Origin of the sequence: Sphingobacterium corticibacter (assembly GCF_003076635.1) — a bacterium.
GTDB lineage: Bacteria > Bacteroidota > Bacteroidia > Sphingobacteriales > Sphingobacteriaceae > Sphingobacterium > Sphingobacterium corticibacter.
Map to the genome: position 1 here is coordinate 155,064 of NZ_QDKG01000001.1, position 23,259 is coordinate 178,322.

Here is a 23,259-nt window from a genome sequence, read left to right on the forward strand (position 1 = left end):
GATGTGAGTGTTAAGATATTAGTATTGAGATATTAGTATCTAGACCATTGCCATTTTTTTAATTTTTACTTCCCACTTCGTCCTTCTGTTTTCCTCCTATTCGTTTCTCAAGCTTTTTACGGGATTGGCTAATGCTGCGCGGATCGCTTGACCACTTACTGTGAGTAAAGCTATGATTAAGGCGGCCAAACCAGCGAAAGCAAACATCCACCATTGAATCTCAATGCGGTAGGCAAAATCTTCGAGCCACTTGTTCATCGCCCACCAAGCAAAAGGACCAGCAATGAAAATGGAAATGGTCACCAACTGCAAGAAATCGACAGAGAGTAAACGCACGATATTAAAGGTCGAGGCACCGAGCACCTTACGTACACCGATTTCTTTGGTGCGTTGCTGAGCTGTATAAGTAGCTAATCCGAGTAATCCGAGAGAAGCAATGAATAACGCTAAGCCAGAGAAGGCGGAGAACAATCGTCTGAAACGATAGTCGGCCTCATATTGACGGTTGAAACTGTCGTCTAAGAAGGTATAGAGAAACGGACGATGAGGTGCTACGCTAGTCCAGATATCAGATAATGTCGCAAGCGTTTCTGGATTGCCGGCATTTTTAATTTTCAGCGTAATGAATTTACTGCTGCGAGGTTCCAAACGTAGCGTCAGTGGTTCTATCTTTTGGTGTAGCGATAGGTAATTGAAATCTTTTACCACACCTATCACCTGTCCTTCACGTCCCCATTGCGCAAAGCGTTTGCCAATAATTTGTTCTGGATCGGAGTAACCCCAAAGTTTTGCTGCGGCTTCATTAACGACCAATGAATGTATAGTATCCACTGGGAAGTCTCTAGAATAGGCCCGGCCGGCAGCCATCTTGATTTCATAGTTGGGGATAAAATCCAAGTCTACCTCAAAAATGGCCTGATTTAATACTTTCATTTCTCCGTCTGGCAGTTCGATACCTGTGCCTGCATTCGGGAAATACGATCCTGGAATACTTCGCGAAGAGGAAACTGATAGAACGTCTTTCTGCTGGGCAAAAATGTGCTTGATAGTTTCTAGATTCTGTAAAACTTGATTGTCATAATTGAAATCTACGACTAACATCTGTGTTTTCTCAAAGCCGAGGTCCTTTTTCTGTAAGTGACCTAATTGCGAAAAGACGATATACGTGCCAGCGATGAGCGCGATTGACAAGGAGAATTGGAATACGACTAACCCTTTTCTTAACCAAACGCCTCCAGCGGAAGATGAGTTAGAAGATCCCTTGAAAACTTTAACGGGTTTGAAATTTGCCAACACAAAGGCTGGATAACTAGCTGCGACAAGCGCTGTGGTCAACACAATGCCCACAAAAAGCAATAAAATCGTGCTATTGAATAAACTGGATATATTGAACTGCTTGCCTGCGAATATCTCCATAAAAGGGAATAAGCATAGCACAAATACCACGGCTAATACACTAGCGCAAAGAACCAATAATATCGACTCGCTCATAAATTGAACGATGAGATCTTTTCTACTCGCACCTACTACTTTGCGAACGCCGACTTCCTTTGCCCGCTCCATAGATCGGGAGGTAGCGAGGTTCATAAAATTGACACAAGCAATACACAGAATAAAAACACCGATGACTGCGAAAATGTAGATATTCTGCATGTTGCCAACCGGTCCGGGTTGGCGATCTGCTTTGGAGTTTAGATAGGCGCCCAACATAGGCTCAAAGTGAATACTGTATTTCCCTTCCTGAGAAGCGTCATGCCGTGCAACGAAATCGGGGACCTGCTTTTCTAACTTTCCGATGTCGTAGTTTTCAGGTAGGAGCAGATAAGTGTAGAAATCTACATAGCCCCACGCTTCAAATACTTCTGACCAAGACTGACGAAATGAACTCATGGAAAGTAAAGCGTCGAAAGTAAAATGCGAATTCGACGGAACATCTTCGATGACACCGGTGACGGTATAAATGCCCGGCGCCGCCCGACCACCCGTCACGCCACCTTCTATGGTTTGGCCAATCGGATTACTATGGCCAAAGTATTTCTTCGCGAGCTTTTCCGTAAGTACGATAGAATATGGTGCTATTAAAGCAGTTTTCGGATCACCAGCAATGAATTGCCAACTGAATACGTCGAATGCGGTGGAGTCCATGCAGAAAACATTTTCTTCTTGAAATGCTTTATCTCCATGTTTTAATAAAATGGAGATCTGACCAGAGAATTGTACGACTTTTTCTATTTCTGGAAAATCGGCTTGCAGCGCATCACCAACAGGAGCATTGCCCCATATTTGGTGTGTTTCTTCGCCATTTTTCTCTTTCCAATCATGCACGACACGATAGATACGTTCTTTTTTTGCGTGGTAATGGTCGAATGAAAGCTCGTCTTGAATATACAACACGACCAGTAAACAACATGCCAAGCCAATAGCTAGACCAAGAATGTTAATAGATGAGTACCCCTTGTTCTTGAGGAGATTTCTCCAAGCGATTTTTATATAGTTCTTGATCATAGTATTGAGTATTGAGATATTAGTATTGAGTATTGAGATATTAGTATTGAGTATTTAGATACTAGTATTGAGAAGTGAGTATTGAGATATTAGTATCTAGACCATTGCATTTTTTTTAATTTTTACTTCCCACTTCTTCCTTCTGTTTTCCTCCTATTCATCTCTTAAACTTTTCACTGGGTTAGCTAATGCGGCTTGCATCGCGCGGAGTCCAATCGTGATATAGGCTAGAGCAACCGCCATTATTCCGCCAATCACGAATAAGGAAATGTTAATCGATGTGCGATACGAGAAGCTACTTAGCCATTCGTTCATCAGGTACCAAGCAACCGGACAAGCAATCACGATAGCAATCAGCACCAATAGAATGAAGTCTTTGCTCAACAAATGTATAATGCCCAATACATCTGCACCGAGTACTTTCCGGATCCCAATTTCTTTAATTCGAATCTGAGCCTCATAGGTCGTGAGCGCAAATAGACCTAGTACAGATATGAAAATAGCAATGCCCGAAAAGATGTTGAACAGCAATCCAGTCCGATTATCAGATTTGTACAAATCATCAAATTGACTATCTAGAAAACTGTATTTAAAAGGAAACTCAGTCGGGTATTTCTTGTATTGCGCTTCTACTGCCGCTATAGCTTGTTGCGCCATATTGGGTTTCGCCTTCACATAAAGCGCACCACGATACCAATGCGTCCACATAATCATCGGGCCGATTTTTTCTTTCAAAGATTTGTAGTGAAAATCTTTTACCACACCCAGAATTGTACCTTCCATATCATGGAAAGTAAGCTTTTGCCCAACGTATGGCGATTTCAATCCGATTTGTTGTGCTAATGCTTCATTGATTATGAAAGAAGAGGAATCGCTCTGCAGTCCCGTAAAATTGCTGCCTTCCAGCATTTCTATGTTTAATAAGGGAATAAAATTTTTATCAATACTCGCTTGTGTTACGATAATCGATTGATTTTTGTCTTTGCCTGGCCATTCCAAATCTCCAGTAGCCTCCCCGTGGTTAGCGATATTGTAGATGCCCGTGAGGGCTGTGTTTTCAATAGCGGGTGAATTGGCTAACTCTGCCCTTATGGCATCATAACTTTGTACGGCATCCCAATCTAAGTTAACCGTAAAAAGCTGTTCTTTATCATAACCGAGGTTTTTATCGCGGATATAACTGAGTTGCTGTTTGATCACTAGCGTAGCAATAATCAAGATGATCGATATGCTAAACTGAAACACCACCAAACCTTTACGTAGCATTGCGGAAGTGCTGTTTTTGGTCGATTGTCCTTTCAGCGATTTCAAGACATGGAAAGAGGTGAGTTGTAATGCAGGATAGATACTTGCTAAAAGCAAGGTGACGAGAATGGCGACACCAAGATATACCCATACCGTCGTATTGCTCAATGAAAAGACCAGCGATTTCCCAGCAATAGCATTGTAACCCGGAACCAACGCCCAAACAGATACGATAGCGAGTAGCAGCGCAATAGCAAAAATGATGATTGTTTCTGTAGCAAAACTTAAGAAAAGATGCGTTCGACTGGCTCCGATTACTTTTCGAATACCGACTGCTTTGGCGCGTTCTAATGAACGTGCAGTAGAAAGATTGATGTAATTCACCGCACCGATTGCCAGCAGGAGTAACGATACAATCGTGAAGACTTGCACTAAGCGTAGCGCAGATTTGTTGCCATCGGCACTAATCAGATGGAGATCTGACATCAGGTCTGCGGAGAATAATGTCGAAGATTCCCCATTGCGTAGTTTTTTGTAGCCATTAGAAAGTTGCGTTCCAATCTCGGGTGAACTACTGTTGGTTTGTATTTTTAGGTAGGTGTTGAAGGCGTAGTTCCCTAAATCTTCATCAATTGTTTTCCAATGCATATTGCCGCCGCCTTCGGTGAATTTAGCCGCGTAGTAAGATAGGGGAACAATCGCATCGAAAGTGATGCTAGAATTTTGAGGCGCTTGATCGATGAGACCTGTCACTGTAAATGGTGCTTCTTGCCAATACACCGTTTTTCCCACTACATTTTCATCACCAAATACCGCTATGGCAGTTTCGGGAGTTAATAAAATGTTTTGCTTATTCTGAAGAAAGGTAGATACCGATCCTTGAAGTAAAGGGAAATGGAAAATGGAGAAGAAAGAATCATCCACATAAGCGATCTTCTTTCCTTCTGTTTGATTTTTGGTAGCATTATCCACCAAGATGGCCGACCAATTATAAGCCACTCGCGTTGCCGATTCTACTGCTGGAATATCTTTCGCTAATATCGCTATCGGTCCGGGCACACCATCCCATACGGCGGTGGATTCACTGGTTTGCATGTGCGCACTAACCTTATAAATCTGCTCATGATCATGATGAAACTGATCAAAACTACGTTCATCCTGCACCCAGAGGATGATCAGTATAGCCGTCGCCAAACTTACAGTAAGACCCAATACATTTACTGCTGTATAGAATTTATTGTTCTTGAGTCTCCGCCAAGCGGTTTTGATATTTTCCGTATTCATCATAAGTCAGTTTTATAGGTTGTTGAAGCTATTATTTCTGCTAATTATTCGTCTCGAAGGCTATTGATCGGGTTGGCGAGTGCTGCGCGAATGGCTTGAAAACTTACCGTTAGAAATGCGATAGCAATAGTAGCCACACCAGCAATGAGAAATATCCACCATTCTATGTTGATGTGATACGTAAATTCCTCCAACCAACGATGCATAATCCACCAAGTGATCGGTATGCTGATGCACAATGCGATGATCACCAAAGTCACGAAGTCAATGGTCAACAAGGTCACGATCCGAGCAACGGAAGCGCCCAATACTTTTCGAATGCCGATTTCTTTAATGCGCTGTTGCGCTGCGTAAGCTGATAATGCGAACAACCCCAAACAGGCAATGCTAATCGTGATGCCGGAGAATAGGCCCATGATTTTTGCTGTTTGGCGCTCGTGTTTGTACAGCGCGGCATAATCATCATCCAAGAAATGAGACTCAAAAGGAATATCTGGTTTGATGCGTTTCCAACTAGCACCGATTGCCCCTAAAGTAGCCGCCATATCGGCATGTTGATCCACCTTGACGAAGATATTGCCAAAGTAATCGTACTCTGGAAAGATCACAATCGGCTGCACCTCCTCTTTGAGCGAAGCAAAGTTGAAATTATCTACCACTGTCTTGATCCGTCCAATGCGACCATTTAAGTTCATGCGCTTGCCAATCGCTTCATCTTGTGAAAAGCCCATCGCTTGCGCAGCTAGTTTATTGATCATGAAACTATATTCCTGCGCGGTACTGGTATCGCGAGCGCGTAATATATCGGCTTCGGTTAGGTTTTCGCCAGCTACTATAGGAATCTCGAAAACAGTCAAGAAATCCTTTTCTACCGGAATTGCGGTCACGCTGATGGCTACATCATTGCCTTTACCTTCGATGTCAGATGCGGTGTAACCACCTTGTACAGAAACCGGTGAATCGTAAGAAGCGGTGACGCCTTTTACGGCATTAAGCCGAAGCAAATCGTTTTTCAACGCCGTACGATCGGCATCTTTCAACACGCTACCATTCAGTACGATGACCTGTTCGCGATTGAGGCCCGTGTTGGTTTGTTGTAGAAATTGTAGTTGGCGTGTGGCAAATAAGGTACAGGTAATAAATAGCAGTGAAATACAAAACTGTAATACTACTAATGCTTTTGCCGAACCGAATCCCTCTTTGGCGGTAGCCCCTTTTCCTTTTAGGATTCGTAACGGACGTAAACACGAAATCATCCAAGCTGGCCATCCGCCACCGAGCAGTGACATGAATACCGTAAATAAGATTAGAGCAAGATAAAATAGTGGTTCGCGCCATAGCTGCAATTGCATCTCGACGCCGATGTATTGACTAAATGCGGGAAGTAACAGCCAAGTAAAAAACAAGCCGATCAAAGTTGCGATGCTGATCATCAACGCGCATTCCAATAAAAATTGGTAGAAAATAGCATAGCGGGCTGCGCCCAATACCTTTTTGACACCGACTTCTTTCGCGCGTTCAGACGAGCGCGCTAAAATAAGATTGGTAAAGTTGACGCTGGCCAATACAATAATCGCTACCGCTAGCGCCGCAAAAATGTAGATATACATGAGATTACCGCGACCCGCTTTGGAAAACAAATGTACATCCGACAGCTTTTCGATATTAACCTGTACGGAAGCGGCCTTGTCCGGTGAAGTTCTGAATCTTTGGTCAATGAATGCCGTAACCTGTTTTTGTAAAGGATCAAAGCTATCGGCGTTTTTCAAGAGTAGTAAGGTGACATCATTTGCCGAGTGCCATACCTGTTCTTGAAATCGCTTTAGATGTTTATTAGATAATACTGCGTGAAAGTTGAAACGCGTGTTGGTCGGCGGATTCTCGACCACGCCAGTAACTTTCCAAGGTTGATTGTCGATCACCAAGGTTTGTCCTAAAGCAGACTGATCACGAAAGTACTTTTTAGCTAGATCCTGCGTGATGACAATTTGGTAAGGCTCGGAAAGCAATTCAGTACTAAGCGCACCTTGAACAAAAGGATAATTCAATACCTGAAAAAATCCTTCATCGGCAAGCATTAACTGTGTTTCTACCACCGTTTGCGTGGCCGTTTTTACAACGCCTTCTCCAGAATATTCAGCTAAGCGAATCGCTTCTTCCACCTCGGCGAATTCATTTTTCAAAGTGGGTGCGGCAGCGGTAGGCGTCGTTGGTACGTATTGGTATTCGTTCTCCGAATCTCCTTTATAGCCGTAGGAAACCCAAGCCAAACGATCGATATTCGGATAAAATCGATCGTAATTCCACTCATGTACCAGGTATGCACACAGCAGCATGAAGCAGGTAATCCCCATGGCCAACCCAAAAATATTGAGAAAGGTAAAGCCTTGATTTTTGCGAATGGCTCGCCAGGCGGTTTTAAAATAAGTTTGGGTCATGCTGAGGTAGATTAAACGGTGGTGGTTTCCATAATGACTTGTCCGTCCAGCATGCGGATTACGCGGTCGGAGAATTTCGCATCGTGCTCACTGTGCGTTACCATCACGATGGTGGTGCCAGCTTCATTCAATTCGGTTAGTAAGTTCATGACTTCATTACCATTCGACGAATCCAAGTTACCTGTCGGCTCATCGGCCAAGATCAGTTTCGGATTGTTGACTACGGCACGTGCTACCGCCACACGCTGTTGCTGACCACCAGAAAGCTGTTGCGGGAAGTGATTACGGCGGTGCATAATTTGCACTTTTTCTAATACTTCTTCGACACGCTTCTTGCGTTCGGCCGCTGGTACATTGGTATAGATCAAGGGTAACTCCACGTTTTCAAAAACCGTCAATTCATCGATCAGGTTAAAGCTTTGAAATACGAAACCAATATTGTGCTTGCGCAAGTCCGAACGTTTGCGCTCATTGAACTTGGCTACCTCTACATTATTAAATACATAACTGCCTTCGTCCAGATCATCCAATAGTCCGATGATATTCAACAAGGTTGATTTTCCACAACCTGAAGGTCCCATGACGGCGACAAATTCGCCTTCTTGCACGTGAATATTCAGGTCATTCAAGGCTACCGTTTCTACCTCTTCGGTACGGTAAAATTTTTGGAGGTTAGTTATTTTGATCATTTTTATTCGATTTTAGTATTTAGATATGAGTACCTAGTATTTAGATATGAGTAGTTAGATGTGCGTATTGAGATATTCTCACTTCTCACTTCTTACTTTTTATTTCCCACTTATTACTTTTTCCTTTCTATTGTTCTTTTAAAGTTTTTGTTGGATTGGCCGTTGCTGCACGCCAAGCATGCGAACTCACCGTGAGTACTGCGATCAGAATGGCTAGGCAAGCTGCCAACAGAAATACGGTCCAACTGATGTCGATGCGGTATTTATAGCTGTCTAACCAATCGTGCATAAACCACCATCCAAGAGGAAAAGCGATCAAGCAAGAAATACTGACCAGCAGGATAAATTCTTTATTTAACATACCTACGAGGCGACCAATAGAAGCGCCTAAAATTTTGCGGATGCTGATTTCCTTAGCGCGTTGCTCTGCGGAATAGGATGCCAATCCAAATAAGCCAAGGCAGGAAATGAAAATGGAAAGCACCGCAAATATGGAAGCCAAGTTTTGTACAAGCATCACAGAGCTGAATTTACTATTAAAAGTTTCATCCAAAAAGCGGTATTCAAACGGATATTCTGGATTGTTGGCTTTGATAATGCGCTCGATTTGCGATAGCGTTTCGGGCAGATCAACTCCTGCCTTTGTTTTGATATAGAGCGTTCCATATTCATAATTAGTCGGAAAAATAACGAGTGGTTCGGGATTAACAGAAAAAACGCTGTTGAACATGAAATCATTGACTACACCGATGATGGTGTGCAATTCGTTGTTCCAATGCAAGGTCTGTCCAGCCACCATGCCATCCGCTTGCATCATTTTGGCTAATGTTGCATTCACAATCACGGAAGTGCTATCGCCTGTGAAATGCGGTTTGAAATTTCTGCCATCGTGCAACGTCATACTCAAGCTAGGGATAAAATCATCGTCGGCTTTCAAAATACTAATGAGAATATGACTTTTCGGATCTTTACCTTCCCAATCAAATCCACTGGCGTTGGAGCCAATGTCCATGAGGTTATTATCACTTACCCCAACATCCTCGATATGGCCTGTTGCTTTGAGCTGGTCTTTAATGACGTCAAGGTGCTTGGCCATATTTCCCTGAAGAGAAGTGTTGATCACTTGACTGCGTTCAAACCCTAAATCTCGATTTTTAGTGTGTTGGATTTGCTGATAGATGATGACGGTACAAATTACTAACAAAACCGAAGCAGTATATTGTAACACCACCAAACCACGACGGATAAACCCGGCTGTTCCAGCTTTCTGTTTAGCGCCTTTTAAGGTTTTCAAAGGATTGAAAGAGGAAAGATAAAAAGCAGGATAGCTACCTGCCAGCAAACCGCAGGTTAATAGAATTCCACCGAGGAAATACAGATGTGCGGGCTCTAATAGATCTACGGTCAAGTTCGTGTTGAGCAAACTATTGAAAGAACCAATAGATAGATAAATAAGTCCAACAGCCAGCATAACTGCAAACGCAGCACTAATCAATGCCTCACTCAAAAATTGCAGAATCAGTGTATAACGCTTTGCACCTACGACCTTGCGCATGCCTACTTCTTTGGCGCGTTTTTCGGAACGGGCCGTGGCTAAGTTCATAAAATTGATGCAAGCAATCAATAAAACGACCCAAGCGATAATGCTAAATAAGCGGATATGTTTTAGCACACCTTCTTGCTCAAAACCATCACTATCAAATACATTGTACAAATTCCAGCGGTTCATCGGATAGAGGAAGTTTTGATAGAAAGTGGTTTCGCCATTCGTTTTTGCTTTGGCAAAATCTAACAAAGTAGCATTTACGGTCGACAAATTGGCCGTTTGATCTAACTGCACTACCGTCATCAGACCATTTGAGCCCCAGTTTTCTAGCCACGGATTAGCCAATTCGTATTTCTTAAAGTCGATGATCCAATCAAATTTAAAACTGCTGTTGATAGGAAACTCCTTCACCACACCGCTTACCATGTAGCTTTCATCATTGTTCACACGAATAGTCTTGCCTATCGCCGATTCGTCTCCAAAAAGACGTTGTGCAGTCGATTCGTTCAGCACTATGTTGTTCAGTTCTGAGAAGGCGGAGCGACGATCTCCTTGTAAAAACTCGACAGATAGAATATCCAACAAAGCGGGATCCGCATAATTACCGCGCTGGTTGATGGCTTTGTCTCCTAAGGATAAGAGGTAGTTATTTCCCCAGTCCAATCTAGCTGCGTGTTTGATGCCTGCAATATCTTCGGCAATCGCTGTGGCAAAAGGACCTGGCGTAGATTCGAAAACATAAGTAGCACCATCATACTTTTGCTTGGATTTAACGACGTAGATGTCTTTCTTGTTGGCGAAGTGATCGTTCTTTGTCACTTGATCCTCAACCCACAGGAATATTAATGCTGCTGCGGTAATACCTACCGCTAGTCCGAAAATATTCAGAAAGCTGTATCCTTTGGTTTTCCAAAGATTGCGAAAGGCTGATTTGATATAACTGCGAATCATTTTTTTTAGTATTTAGTATTTAGATGTGAGTATTTAGATGTTAGTATTTAGATGTGAGTAGTTAGATGTTAGTATTTAGATAGGAGTAGTTAGATGTGCGTATTGAGATATTCTCACTTCTCACTTCTCACTTCTCACTTCTTACTTCTCACTTTTGACTTCTCAGTTCTCATTTCTCACTTCTCATTTCTCACTTTTGACTTCTTACTTCTTGATATTTAGTTCCTGTACTTTATCATACGTTTCGTAGCTGGATACCACGACTTTGTCGCCTGGTTTCAAGCCGCCAATCACTTCGTAATACTCTGGGTTTTGGCGACCCAATTGGATATCCATCCGATACGCTGTACTTCCATCTTTATCTAGCTTGAAGATCCAGTTGCCACCGGTTTGTTGGTAGAAACCGCCTTTGGCTAATAAAATACCTTTGGTTTCATCGCTTAGCGCTAAACGCGTCTGTAGTGTTTGGCCACGACGAATGCCAGAAGGCACTTCACCCACAAATTCCATATCGACTTGAAAACGACCGTCTTTTACTTGCGTGTAGACTTTCTTGATTTCCAATTTGTACGGTTTGCCACTGATCGTGAATTGACCCGCTAAACCTGGGAAAATGCGGTTGATATAATGCTCATCAATATCAGCGCGTACTTTAAAGCCCGAAAGTACATCCAATTGACCTAGTCGTTCACCGGAGTTTTTGTTCTGACCAATTTCTGCATCAAATGAGGTCAATTGTCCATCCACGGGCGATCTTACGATCAAATCACCTACTTTCTGGCGCATCAGCTCCAATGCACTTTGCGTACGTTCGTAGGTTTTACGATCTTGGCCGGCTTTCTGATTATTCGATACCTCATCTTGTTTCAAGATTTGGCGCGTCAGCTCAATACGTTGCTTTTGATAGTTATAATCGTTGACCGATTTCTGGTATTCTTGCGAACCAATGGCTTTCTCCTCGTACAGTTTTTTGTTGAGCGTATATAGGCGTTCGGCTTCTTTGACCGCCAATTCCACATCCGCCATTTGATTTCGATTGGATATGGTCACCTGCTGTGCATTCGTCTGCGCAATTTGCGCTTGTGTCAATAGGTTGAGTACCTGCGTTTCTTGATTGACCAAGTTCAGTTCTAAGTCTGTATTAGATAGGCGCATAATCGGATCGCCTTTTTTCAGATGTGCGCCATCTTCTACATATTTCTCCTCCACGCGTCCGCCTACAGAAGCATCTAAATAAATACTGCTGATCGGAAGAACGGTTCCATTGATTGGGATAAACTCCTGAAATGTTCCTTCTTTGACCTCGAAAATGCTAATACGCTCGCTATCTACATTGAGTCGACTATTGCCACTGGTGTAATAGTAGCTCGCGCCTATTAATCCGACCAAAGCTAATACGCCTACAATCGTTAGTATTCGTTTAGTTCCCCACTTTTTTTTCTCAATTGCTCTGTCCATTGGTACAGCAAATATTTAATGTATAATAAGATTGTGACGTATTGATCGCCATCCATTCTATATATAATGATGTGCCAAAAACGTAATCTATTGATTTTATGTTAATTATGTCGAATTGTGATACTGTTCATGTTCGATATCGTACACTTATTGTGCGAAGATGGACAATCCGGCTGTTGTTCAGTAGCGAACAAACATTGTTCGAAAATGAACACTAGGTGATTAGTGGTGGATGTGTTGATGTTGATAATCAGTGTTTTGTGACTTTGGCACTTGCTGTGAATTGATCGATGCAAACTATTACAATAATGTGGTACAAACTTATACTTCTTATCGTCACGCTTATTACGTACATCACGCAGGCATTTGCTCAAGTAGATAGCGTTCGTAGCTTATCCGATTGTTTGGAATTGGCGGTGGCGAATAATCCAACCTTACGACAGTCTGCCTTGGATCTGAGAACCAATGATATACAATACAAACAGGCAAAACAAATTCTGATTCCCACCTTGAATGGTGGAATTAGTCATGGTATCAGTACGGGTCGAAATGTGGATCCAACGACCAACCTCTTCGTAGAGGAAACGGTGAATTCTGGGAATGTGAACTTAAATTCTGGCCTCTCTTTGCTCAATGGTTTTCGTATTCTGCATGATATCCGCGGACGCTCTTCAGCGCGCGAGGCCGGAAAGCTGGAGTTTGATGGTCAGATCAATGTGTTGAAGCTGGATGTCATTACCGCTTATATTCAGGTGTTGACCGCAGAAGATCTAGTGACACAGACTGTACAGCAGTTTGAAGTCACGAAAGAACGCTTGCGCAATGCGGAAGTGATGCATCGCGAAGGCGCCATGGCTCCGGGCGATTACTATGACATTAAAGGCGAGTATAGTGCCAATCTCAATACGATCGAGCAAAATCGACAAATATTAAACAATACGCGTACAGAATTGGCTACTTTGTTGAGTGTACCTGTACAATACATCGCTTCCTTAAGACGTATCGATATTCCAGCACAAATGCAGGTAGTAGACAACGAACGGTTGTATGAATTGGCTAGAATGAATTTACCCCAGTTTCAGGCGTGGGAATGGCGTAAAAAGGAAGCAGAAAGCGCGATTAAAAGTGAGCGATCTGGTTTCTTCCCTTCTTTACGGTTCGATGCAGGGCTCACTACTAGGTATTCCAGTCTGAATTCTAGTCCATATACCACGCAGGCAAGAGATTTCTTAGGTCGATTTGTCTCGGTGGGATTGAATATCCCGATTTTCAATCAGTTTACCGTGCGTAACCGTGTAGATCTAGCAAAGGTAGATTTAGAAAGGGTGAAATATGAGGAACAAATTGCCTTAAATACCTTGAGAGAGAATACCGCAAAGGCCGTGTTCAACTTGGATATTGCGCGCAAAAATGTAGATAATTTACAGCAGCAGGAGCAGAGCTATGCCGAGGCTTTTCGAGTAGCACAACTGCAATTTGATTTGGGCGCTACCAACTCGGTTATTTATCTAACGGCTAAGAATAAATTGGAAAATGCCCAAAATCAATTGGTGATTAAGCGCTATGAATGGCTTTTGCAAAAATATATCAATGATTTCTATTCTGGCTCGTTAGATTTATAGCTATCTTTATCCTGTGTTGCACACGATATTGCAACAGCGCTAATTACCAATACATCGTATAGCTTCTCAAGATCTTGTAGGAAGCTACCAAATAGACAATATGAAAAAGGCTTCCATACTGGTTGTTGATGATGATCAGGATCTGCTGACGGCGGTACGCATTCTCTTACGCCCCAAAGTACATCAGGTATTTATAGAATCCAATCCGGAGCAACTCTTACATATTCTGGCCAGAGAACAAGTAGATTTGGTGCTATTGGATATGAACTTCAAAAGCACGATTCATACGGGTAATGAAGGCTTGTATTGGCTTTCGGCCATCAAAGAAAAATATCCGCAAGTTCGTGTGGTCATGATTACGGCTTACGGTGCAGTGGATTTGGCGGTGAAGGCGCTGAAGCTTGGCGCTTCTGATTTCATCGTAAAACCTTGGCATAATGAACAACTGCTGGAAACGCTTCAAAGTGCCTTATCTGAAGTAAAACCTGCTTTACGTAAAACTAAATCGGCTGATAAAAAAGGTACGGAAGATAATTTGCTTATTGGCAATTCTGCTGTCATGGAGGACTTGCAATACAAGATCAGTAAAGTCGCGCCGACGGATGCCAATATCCTAATCATGGGTGAGAATGGTACAGGGAAAGATGTGATTGCGCAAGTGCTGCACAAGCATTCGCTGCGACAAGCCATGCCGTACATAAAAGTGGATGTGGGCTCGCTCACGGAAACCTTATTCGAAAGTGAGCTTTTTGGCTACAAAAAAGGTGCTTTTACGGATGCACGTGAAGATCGTAAAGGCCGATTCGAACATGCTAATGGTGGGACGCTTTTCTTAGATGAGATCGGAAATATTAGTTTGCATCAGCAAGCCAAATTGCTTAGTGTCTTACAAAATCGGCAAGTATTGCCTTTGGGCTCATCGCAACCTGTTCCGGTGGATATTCGCTTGTTATCTGCTACGAATGTGCCCATTCGTTCGCTTGCGGATGAGGCCCGCTTTCGCAAGGATTTGATTTATCGTATCAATACGGTAGAGATCCAAGTACCTCCGTTGCGCGAAAGGGGAGATGATGTGATTCTGCTAGGCGAATATTTTCTGGCGCATTACATTACCAAATACCATAAGACAATCGAAGGATTTGAGTCGGATGCCATACAGAAATTACGACAGTATCATTTCCCGGGCAATGTGCGAGAGTTGCAATATAGTATTGAGCGTGCCGTAATCATGTCGGAGCATAGTGGGTTGCGCGCTGCGGATCTCTTGTTTTCTCCGATCGAATCTACACCGCCAGTAGAAAATCCAATGGCCGATCAACCGCGTAATCTCGAAGAATTAGAACGCAAAGCCATTCAGCAAGCGATGGATCGCTACAGCGGCAACATCAGCAAAGCCGCGCGCGAATTAGGTTTAACACGCGCAGCCTTGTATCGGCGTATGGAGAAATACGGTATCTAACGCTAGAGACAATTCGATATGGGAAACCTGCAACTCAAGGAATTTGTTCGCGCACTGCTTCTTATGGCATTATGTGCTGCAGCTGGCTATTTATTCTTCGCGCAATCATTAGCTTATGCCATTGCGGCAGCTATACTGGCGTTAATATTGGTTTTCCAATGGTTCAACCGGCATCTTTGGTTGCACAAACAAATTGATGAATTTTCCGAAGCGGTGAAATACCGAGATTTCACACGCCGTTATGCCGTGAAGAAAACGCGTAATATAGAAAACCAGCTTTACGCTTCCTTCAATCGCATCAATGACGCATTCAAAGATGTGAGTGCCAAACGGGAGATTCAGCATCAGTACCTGACGAAGGTGATCAATATGTTGGATTCAGCGCTGATCTTTTACCACGCCGATAGCGGTAAGGTGGAGTGGGTGAATGATGCTTTCAAAGAAATGTTTGAAACGCCACACTTGGGCAATATCAAGGGGCTGAAGAAACGTCGCGAAGAATTGTATGACAAAACCATGCAACTCAAGATTGGTCAACAACACATAGAAACGGCACATTCAAGCAAGGGGCGGATCAAATTGCTCATTCAGGTGTCGGAATTTGAGACTGAAAATGGCTTGTACCGCATTGTGATGTATCAAAATGTGAATGATGCGATGGATGAGACGGAGAATCGCGCTTGGCATAAATTATTACGTGTGCTAACGCACGAAATCATGAACTCCATCGCACCCATATCATCCATCGCCGAAACATTGCACGGCCGACTCGAACAAACAGCCTACAGCGACGAGCTGGAAGATGTGAAAGTAGGCGTACACACCATCAAAAAGCGTAGCGAAGGATTATTGAAATTCGCGAAAAGCTATCGACTCATTAATAAAGTAGATAAACCGCAGTTTACAGAAATACCCGTTGTACAGTTATTTGAAAATATCTACAATTTATTAGAACCTTCCTTTATCCAAAAAGGGGTGGATGTGGATATTATTCTGAAAAATACGCGTGCCACCATCCAAGCTGATTTGCACCTGATCGAGCAAGTGATCATCAACTTGATGTTGAATGCCATGGAGGCAGTAAAAGATGCTGAAAATCCGTATATCAGCATGTCGGCACTAGAAGAAAATGGTCGCGTGCAGCTCAAGATCTCAGATAACGGCGAAGGCATGGAAGCAGATATTCAAGAACAGATCTTTACGCCTTTCTTTACCACGAAAAAAACGGGTAGCGGAATAGGATTGACCTTGAGTAAGCAAATCATGCTTGTACATAATGGGAATATTTTTGTCCACAGCACCCCACAAAAGGGGAGTACGTTTACTTTGCAGTTTTAGCAGTTCATATTATTGCCGCATCTTTAAACGATAAAAATCAATTCCTTTTCCAAAAGTAAAGCCCATCAGTTTTTGCTTGCCCCAATCTGCCATGAAAATGGTAATGGTGTGCGGTTCACTTCCCAGTCTCCAATCACTTTTTCTTTATAGACCAATGGATTATGAGAAGATACCACACGCGCATTTCGCCAGAATCGATCCAATTGTTTGTTCGTCGTGCTGGCGGATGCACTAAGTGCATTAAACAACGTGCTCGTTAATTCCAAAACAAGATCTGCGATCACGACTTGTCCCTGTGAAGAAGCCAACTCGGCTTCATTATTCGCTTCTATGTCCACGATTTCTGAATCGCTAAGAGGCGCTAGGTAAGCTTGTTGTAAAGTGTTTGCCACTTGAATGGTAATGGATTGGGCGGCATATGATTGTGCGGAAGCCTTTCCGATCACTTGTAATATTTGCGGGTCGTGGCGTACTAAATCGGCATTTCCATGACTAAAGGTGCGATTTCGCTTTTGAACCTCTTCTGTGAAAGTGCTGACAGCGGATTGTGCAATACCCGTCAATGTAGCGAGGTGAAACGTTTGATAGAATGCCGTTTGATATTTAAATCTATGCTCAAATGGTATGATATGATCTGCTGGAATTTCAACGTTCTTTATTTTTAGCGTTCCGCTTCCTGTCGTCTTCTGACCAAAACCATCCCAATCATCCAGAATTTCAACGCCTTCGGCATGCCTAGGAAGTGCTACGATCACATCTTGTTGCGTTGTCTCATCATGGGCCAAGAGGTCTACCCAATCTGCGAAAATACTGCCTGTAGAATAATACTTTTGTCCGTTTACCAATAAGCTATCTCCGCGTTTGGTTACCCGCGTGTCCAGTTCGCCTACTTTAGCAGAGCCAATTTCTGTCCATCCGTTTCCAAACAAATCTCCTTTTACGAATCGATCAAACCAAACATCTTGAGAAGTAAATCTTTGCGCATTCAGACGATCTTCTACAAAAGCAAAATGACCACGCAGTGCTTGGACAATATTAGAGTCTGCCTTTGCGAGCTCTATGAGTAGTCGAAATAGCTGCGGTAAGGAAAAACCATCTCCGCCAAATTTGGCAGGAATTCGTAGTGCGCCAAATCCAGCTACTTTCAGCCATCCGATCTCTTCATACGGCAATCTACGTCCTTTCTCTCGATCTAACGTACCTATCGCTATTTTGTCGAAAATTGGACGAAATCTATCAGCTACTTTTGCATAATCAGCATCATTGGATAATTCTTCTTCTATGGGATTGTTAAGATTAATTTGACTCATTTTTGTTGAATTTTAATGTTTTTTATTAGCTCCAAGGATGTCTAGGTGGCAGTACGTTGTTCAAATAGTAGTTGCCTACGATGTGAAACTTCCATCGTACGGGATCATGTAAGGTGTGTGTGCGTGCGTTGCGCCAATGTCTATCCAAATTTAATTCGGATAGTGTTGATCTTGTTCCCGATAGCTCAAATAACTTATTGGAAGAGAGCAAAGCGATTTCTGTTGTCAATACCTTGGCTTCAGCAACCAATAGCGTAGCTTCTGATACGTTTGCTTCAGTGGTGTTTCTGATAGCCGCGTCTATCTGGTCTCCAGCTAAATCTAATACGGCTTCTGCAGCGCGTAATTTAATTTTCAATTCGCCAATGTTTGAAATCGTATACGGATCGTCGGTTGCTTTTTCTAAGCCAGAGTCTATCCAAGGTCGTGCGTATTGGCGCACGTATTTAATCGTCTCGTCGATAGCTCCACGGGCAATGCCAGCGTCTACCGCGGCTTGGATAAATTGAGAAATGGCACCTGCAGCGGTCGGCCTTTCAAAGGCTTTATAAATAGGGATTAGATTTTTGGGATCTACTTTAACTTGTTTTAGTAGTACTGTTCCGCTAAAAGTTGTTTTTTGTCCAAAACTTGACCAATCATTTACCACGCTAACTCCTTTCGAATGGCGCGGGACAATAGCACCATAAGGATTACCTTGCTTATCTAGAGCAACTACGGGAATCCAGTGCGCTAACAGGGCTCCGGTGGCGAAGAACTTTTGTCCATTCACCTCATATCCATCTTTGGATTTAGTGATTTTAGTCTGCAAATCTGCCACTGTTTTACTGCCTTTTTCTGAAAAAGCATTTCCTAGTCGCTCTCCCCGTAATACGTTGCCGAAGAAAAACTTCTTTTGCTCTTCCGATGCATCCAAACGAATATGCTCTAGAAATACCCAATGGTTTTGAGCGATTTGTCCTAAGGAGGGATCTACGCTGGATATTATTTTTACCACTTCTCCCAGCGTTCGGTACTTGACCTCCGCACCGCCATATTCTTTTGGAATATTGATTCCCCAAAGGCCACTTTGAGAATACAATTTGATTTCTTCTAAGGGCAATCTGCGTTCAATATCTCTTCGAGAGGCTTCTTTGGCAAATTGGACTGCTAATTTCTGGGCGATTGCAATGGCTTCATCATCTGTCCGAATGATATGGGCGACCGTATTGATTTCAAAAAAATCTTTGGAGATATCGCTGTTCGACACGGAGTCATTTTTATTTATGTGGCTCATATGAGATTTCTTTTGGTTAGCGAATACTTAGGACGTGATTGCTGGGATTTGATCCTTTGCTATGGTTCGAAATTGTGCTCCGCGGTGCTTGTCGGAGAGGCGTGCGCCTTGGCCAAAAAGCTTTTCGCGTAATGTCCCCAATTGATACTGCGTCTGGTATACACCGCGTTTTTGCAACTCAGGAACGATATATTCGACGATATCTTCAAACGTTTGATGAGCCAAGATGTAGGCCAAGTTGAAGCCGTCAATATCGGTGTCTTCGATCCAGCTTTGCAATTTATCTGCGACCGTTTGTGGCGAACCGACCAATACAGGTCCATTTCCACCTACGCTCGTCCACTTGGCCACTTCTTCAATCGTCCAGACTCGGTTTGGATCAGCATTTCGATAAGAATCTAGTATGGATTGTATCGCGTTAGTTTGAATGTGCGCTACTTGATCTTTGGCTTGATATTGAGAGAAATCGATGCCAGACCAACCAGATGCTAGTGTCAATGCGCCATCATAACTTCCATATGATTGATATTCCTTGAATTTCTTTTGTGCTTTAGCATCTGTTTCGTCGGTAACAATAGATAATAGATTGTAGATTTTGACAGAATATGGATCTCTTCCGACTTCTATTAATTTTTGCCGAATACTGGATACGACTGTTTTTGTTGAACTTTTTGAGGGTTCTGCGATAAAGATGCATTCTGCATTTTCGCTTGCAAATTTTTGTCCTCTAGCCGAAGCTCCAGCTTGATATAAAACGGGTGTACGCTGTGGTGACGGTTCAGATAAGTGAATCCCGGGTACACTGAAGTACGCTCCTTCATGCGAGATTGGATGGACTTTTAAGTGGTCTGCAAAAATTCCTTTTTCTTTGTCCCTCAGAATAGCCTCATCTTCCCATGAACCTTCCCATAGTTTGTACAGGACTTCTAGGTATTCATCTGCGAGCTCATAACGTTCATCATGATTTAATTGCTTTTTCAGACCGATATTCTTAAAACCACTTTCTAGATAAGACGTGACGATATTCCAACCTATACGGCCTTTAGTTAAGTGATCCAACGTGCTCATACGGCGAGCGAATGGGTAGGGATGTTCAAATGATATGGAGGTCGTGACACCAAAACCGAGATGTTGTGTGACGGTGGCCATCGCAGGAATAATTTGTAAAGGATCGTTTATAGGTACCTGTACCGCGCCGCTCAACGCATGTTTGCTATTCTGCTGATAAACGTCATAAATACCTAATACATCAGCAATGAATATCCCGTCAAAAAAACCTTTTTCTAAGATTTTAGCGAGATCTGTCCAGTACTCCAGATCTTTGTATTCTGTAGAGCGATCCTTTGGATGCCGCCATAAGCCTGGAGATTGATGGGTAATGCAATTCATTTCAAATGCATTAAAGCTAATTTTCTTGCTCATATAGATAATGGCTAAGTGAATAGAATTATATAGTCTACTAATATAGTAGATTTTATTTAAATAGTTTGTTTTTTTTCTTTTTTAGAAAATTATATATCGAAATAGGTTATGCTCTTTAGGGGGGATTCCCCCTTATAATTCCATAGGTTGCATTCTTTATACTTTGTTAGTGGCTCAATAGCTACAAGTACGCAGGTATTTCTTCTAAGCGTTGTTCATTATCTTGTATCTTTGCTTCAATGTTTACTTTTTTTCAACATATAAGCCATTTTTTTAGATCAAACAGCCGACACGGCACGCATTCCCCCTTTGTGTATGCACTAGCCGATCAGGCACTGTATAAATCAGCGATTTTTGCGGGCAATGAATTAGAAGGTTGGGAAACGATCCCCACACACTATCGTGCGGTTTTGTCACGCGTGCTCCAGTATTGGAATAAAGAAAAAGTGTACGATTTGCAGAAAGATCGGGGTGATGTGTTGATTGTGAAGGCGGAAGAATTATCGAAAAATATCATTTGCCAACACCTGAACGATCAAGCTTTAGTCGTAGTAGATGGTATTTATACTAGTAAGCGGGCTAGATATGCGTGGCAATGTGCACAACGAGAGGATCAAGTTACAGTAAGTATTGATCTATTTCATTTTGGATTATTGATTGCACGTCCGGGGCAGGTTAAGGAAGATTTTACTTTGCGCTATCCGTTTTGGATAAGATAAAAATGTCGTATTTTTTTCAGTAAGTTGTGTTATAGAAAACGATATGTTTTGAGTACTGCAAGTAAACAGCAGGTATCATTAAAACGCTTCCGACAAACTTAAGTAAAATCCTTTTTGACGTTGTTCACCCGGTCGTTTTTCGCCAATGGCATAATCAAAGCGAATGGTGGTGCGGTGCTCTAGGTTGAAGAAGTACCGAAGTCCAGCGCCATAGCTAGGAATCATCCGGATGTTTTGCTGATTAGAAAATGTACTTCCTGAACCAGCAAATGCGGTAATACCTAAGCGAGGATGAAACCGGTAGCGTGCTTCGACTTGTGCTGCTACAAAATTTTTGTCGCGGTATCGACCTAAATAATACCCACGCATCATGTTATCACCGCCCAACTCATTAAGCACATAAAATGGGACATCCGATCCATACGTTCCACGATAATCCAATTGAGCTGCAATGGTCAGTTTGTTGTTGATCGGTTGGTAATGCCGGAAATCGGTTTCTAATTGATGGCCATTGAAATTTTCACCGCTAAAAAAATTTGGTGCATAACCATACTTAACACGTCCGTACCAGCCACGTGTTGTATATGTCGTATAATCTCGGGAATCATACAATGCCGATGTGCCAAGGATTAGATGCTTACCGCCAGCTTTCCCACTGAATTGCTCTCTTTGAAAGATCCCAGTGGGATCAGTACTTTCAAACTGAAAGTTTTCAAAGTTGACGTTCAAGCCCGCGTAGATTGATGGAAGGATTTTTCGTTCCACATCAATTCTTGCTCGGAAAAGGCGGTGTCCCAAGAATTCTTCATTGGCATGTTGGGTCGTATTTCCAATACCGTAAAAATTAAATGGCCAATCTCGGTATCGAATTTCGGATAAGATATGATAATCGTTATTGCGTGTCCAGATATCGGTATTCAGTTTGATATTCTTCTGCTTTTCTGTCGTAGCGGTTCCCATCAGCGTTATTGTAGAGGTACGGCTGTTGCGATCCGATCGATCCATATAAAAATTATACGAACTAGCGAGGCCGAATTCAAGCCCCGTTTCTTGTGCATAACCTAAAGCAGGTAATACGAAAAAACTAGATGCGCGGGTCGTGTCGGTCAACTGTGGAGAGAAGAATTTATTGAAGGTGCGCTTAATAAGACCTACATCTTCTACTTGAGCTTGACTCAAAAAGGGGGTTATACTAAATATAGTGAGCAAAAAAACTTGCTGAAGATTACATTTCATACTTCTTTAAATGTGCCCAAATATAGGGAAAGAATCAAGTATTCGATTAAGGCTGATTTTGGTGTTAAAATTATGTGGTTGCGAATCAGGCAAATGCATATTTGTGTGGGAGAAAAGACAAAATATTTTTTGATATATGGTTGGAGTCGCTATCTTTGCACCATTGAAAAACACAAGTAATTGTCGCTTCAAAAGTTCTTTAAAAGAAAAGTGAAATAAAATTTGCAGAAGTCAATTTAAAGTAAGATTTTTGCACACGCTATCGGAAAGATAGTTGTCTAAATAAGCCTCCTTAGCTCAGCTGGTAGAGCAACTGACTTGTAATCAGTAGGTCATTGGTTCGATTCCGATAGGAGGCTCAAATGCGACAATACGTTGCAGGTCTGGAGGGGTTCCAGAGCGGTCAAATGGGACGGACTGTAAATCCGTTGCTTCGGCTTCGAAGGTTCGAATCCTTCTCCCTCCACCATAATTGGGTCTGTATAAAGTGATGTAAATTACCTTATACAGGCTTTCAAGCGGAAGTAGCTCAGTTGGTAGAGCGATAGCCTTCCAAGCTATAGGTCGCGAGTTCGAACCTCGTCTTCCGCTCCATTTATAGAACAATGTAATGTCTCTGTCTTTGTTTAGTGTTTTAATCTAAAAGGGGTAGGGGCATATATCTGTAAATAAGCTTTTAGGATTGAAAGCCGAAGTAGCTCAGGGGTAGAGCACTTCCTTGGTAAGGAAGAGGTCGTGGGTTCAAATCCCATCTTTGGCTC

The 23,259-nt window shown here is 42.6% G+C and carries 14 protein-coding genes and 4 tRNA genes; 8 read left to right on the forward strand and 10 right to left on the reverse strand.

Annotated elements, in window-relative coordinates:
• Positions 1 to 96 precede the first annotated feature (96 nt).
• The 6 genes from DC487_RS00645 to DC487_RS00670 form a co-directional block, all read right to left on the reverse strand.
• Positions 97 to 2,505, reverse strand: a complete 2,409-nt coding sequence (locus tag DC487_RS00645) for an ABC transporter permease (protein WP_116774014.1) — start codon at positions 2,503 to 2,505, stop codon at positions 97 to 99.
• Between the two features lie 153 nt (positions 2,506 to 2,658).
• Positions 2,659 to 5,037, reverse strand: coding sequence for an ABC transporter permease (locus tag DC487_RS00650; protein WP_207774283.1), 2,379 nt, complete (start codon positions 5,035 to 5,037; stop codon positions 2,659 to 2,661).
• 41 nt (positions 5,038 to 5,078) lie between these two features.
• Positions 5,079 to 7,472, reverse strand: coding sequence for an ABC transporter permease (locus DC487_RS00655; RefSeq protein ID WP_116774015.1), 2,394 nt, complete (start codon positions 7,470 to 7,472; stop codon positions 5,079 to 5,081).
• A gap of 11 nt (positions 7,473 to 7,483) precedes the next feature.
• On the reverse strand, positions 7,484 to 8,161 hold the full coding sequence (locus DC487_RS00660) for an ABC transporter ATP-binding protein (RefSeq protein WP_116774016.1): 678 nt from the start codon (positions 8,159 to 8,161) through the stop codon (positions 7,484 to 7,486).
• A 127-nt stretch (positions 8,162 to 8,288) separates the two neighbouring features.
• A complete protein-coding gene (locus DC487_RS00665; protein WP_116774017.1) occupies positions 8,289 to 10,658 on the reverse strand; it encodes an ABC transporter permease in 2,370 nt (789 codons plus the stop codon).
• 204 nt (positions 10,659 to 10,862) lie between these two features.
• Positions 10,863 to 12,116, reverse strand: coding sequence for an efflux RND transporter periplasmic adaptor subunit (locus DC487_RS00670; RefSeq protein WP_116774018.1), 1,254 nt, complete (start codon positions 12,114 to 12,116; stop codon positions 10,863 to 10,865).
• Between the two features lie 308 nt (positions 12,117 to 12,424).
• Here DC487_RS00670 and DC487_RS00675 point away from each other — a divergent pair, with 308 nt between their 5' ends.
• The 3 genes from DC487_RS00675 (at position 12,425) to DC487_RS00685 (ending at position 16,535) form a co-directional block, all read left to right on the forward strand.
• Positions 12,425 to 13,738 carry a TolC family protein gene (locus DC487_RS00675; RefSeq protein ID WP_165798990.1) on the forward strand — a complete coding sequence of 438 codons (1,314 nt, stop codon included), beginning with the start codon at positions 12,425 to 12,427 and terminating at the stop codon, positions 13,736 to 13,738.
• Positions 13,739 to 13,838: 100 nt separating this feature from the next.
• On the forward strand, positions 13,839 to 15,197 hold the full coding sequence (locus DC487_RS00680) for a sigma-54-dependent transcriptional regulator (protein ID WP_116774020.1): 1,359 nt from the start codon (positions 13,839 to 13,841) through the stop codon (positions 15,195 to 15,197).
• A gap of 18 nt (positions 15,198 to 15,215) precedes the next feature.
• On the forward strand, positions 15,216 to 16,535 hold the full coding sequence (locus DC487_RS00685) for a sensor histidine kinase (protein ID WP_116774021.1): 1,320 nt from the start codon (positions 15,216 to 15,218) through the stop codon (positions 16,533 to 16,535).
• Positions 16,536 to 16,600: 65 nt separating this feature from the next.
• On the opposite strand, the gene DC487_RS00690 is transcribed toward DC487_RS00685, so the two are convergent.
• The 3 genes from DC487_RS00690 to DC487_RS00700 are packed head-to-tail and all read right to left on the reverse strand — an operon-like array spanning position 16,601 to position 20,543.
• Entirely contained in the window at positions 16,601 to 17,845 is a 1,245-nt protein-coding gene (locus tag DC487_RS00690) for an acyl-CoA dehydrogenase family protein (RefSeq protein WP_116774022.1), read from the reverse strand.
• A gap of 25 nt (positions 17,846 to 17,870) precedes the next feature.
• Positions 17,871 to 19,121 carry an SfnB family sulfur acquisition oxidoreductase gene (locus DC487_RS00695; RefSeq protein ID WP_116774023.1) on the reverse strand — a complete coding sequence of 417 codons (1,251 nt, stop codon included), beginning with the start codon at positions 19,119 to 19,121 and terminating at the stop codon, positions 17,871 to 17,873.
• Positions 19,122 to 19,148: 27 nt separating this feature from the next.
• The gene (locus DC487_RS00700) at positions 19,149 to 20,543 is read right to left on the reverse strand and encodes an LLM class flavin-dependent oxidoreductase (protein WP_116774024.1); all 1,395 of its coding nucleotides are present in this window, start codon (positions 20,541 to 20,543) and stop codon (positions 19,149 to 19,151) included.
• 311 nt (positions 20,544 to 20,854) lie between these two features.
• On the opposite strand from DC487_RS00700, the gene DC487_RS00705 reads away from it, so the two are divergent.
• The gene (locus DC487_RS00705; protein WP_133228294.1) at positions 20,855 to 21,262 is read left to right on the forward strand and encodes a hypothetical protein; all 408 of its coding nucleotides are present in this window, start codon (positions 20,855 to 20,857) and stop codon (positions 21,260 to 21,262) included.
• A gap of 78 nt (positions 21,263 to 21,340) precedes the next feature.
• Here DC487_RS00705 and DC487_RS00710 read toward each other — a convergent pair whose 3' ends face one another.
• Positions 21,341 to 22,441, reverse strand: coding sequence for a BamA/TamA family outer membrane protein (locus tag DC487_RS00710; RefSeq protein WP_165798991.1), 1,101 nt, complete (start codon positions 22,439 to 22,441; stop codon positions 21,341 to 21,343).
• A 343-nt stretch (positions 22,442 to 22,784) separates the two neighbouring features.
• On the opposite strand from DC487_RS00710, the gene DC487_RS00715 reads away from it, so the two are divergent.
• The 4 genes from DC487_RS00715 (at position 22,785) to DC487_RS00730 (ending at position 23,258) form a co-directional block, all read left to right on the forward strand.
• Positions 22,785 to 22,857, forward strand: a tRNA-Thr gene (locus DC487_RS00715).
• A gap of 26 nt (positions 22,858 to 22,883) precedes the next feature.
• Positions 22,884 to 22,967, forward strand: a tRNA-Tyr gene (locus DC487_RS00720).
• Positions 22,968 to 23,016: 49 nt separating this feature from the next.
• Positions 23,017 to 23,092 (forward strand) — tRNA-Gly (locus tag DC487_RS00725).
• 94 nt (positions 23,093 to 23,186) lie between these two features.
• Positions 23,187 to 23,258: transfer RNA gene (locus DC487_RS00730), tRNA-Thr, on the forward strand.
• Position 23,259 lies beyond the last annotated feature (1 nt).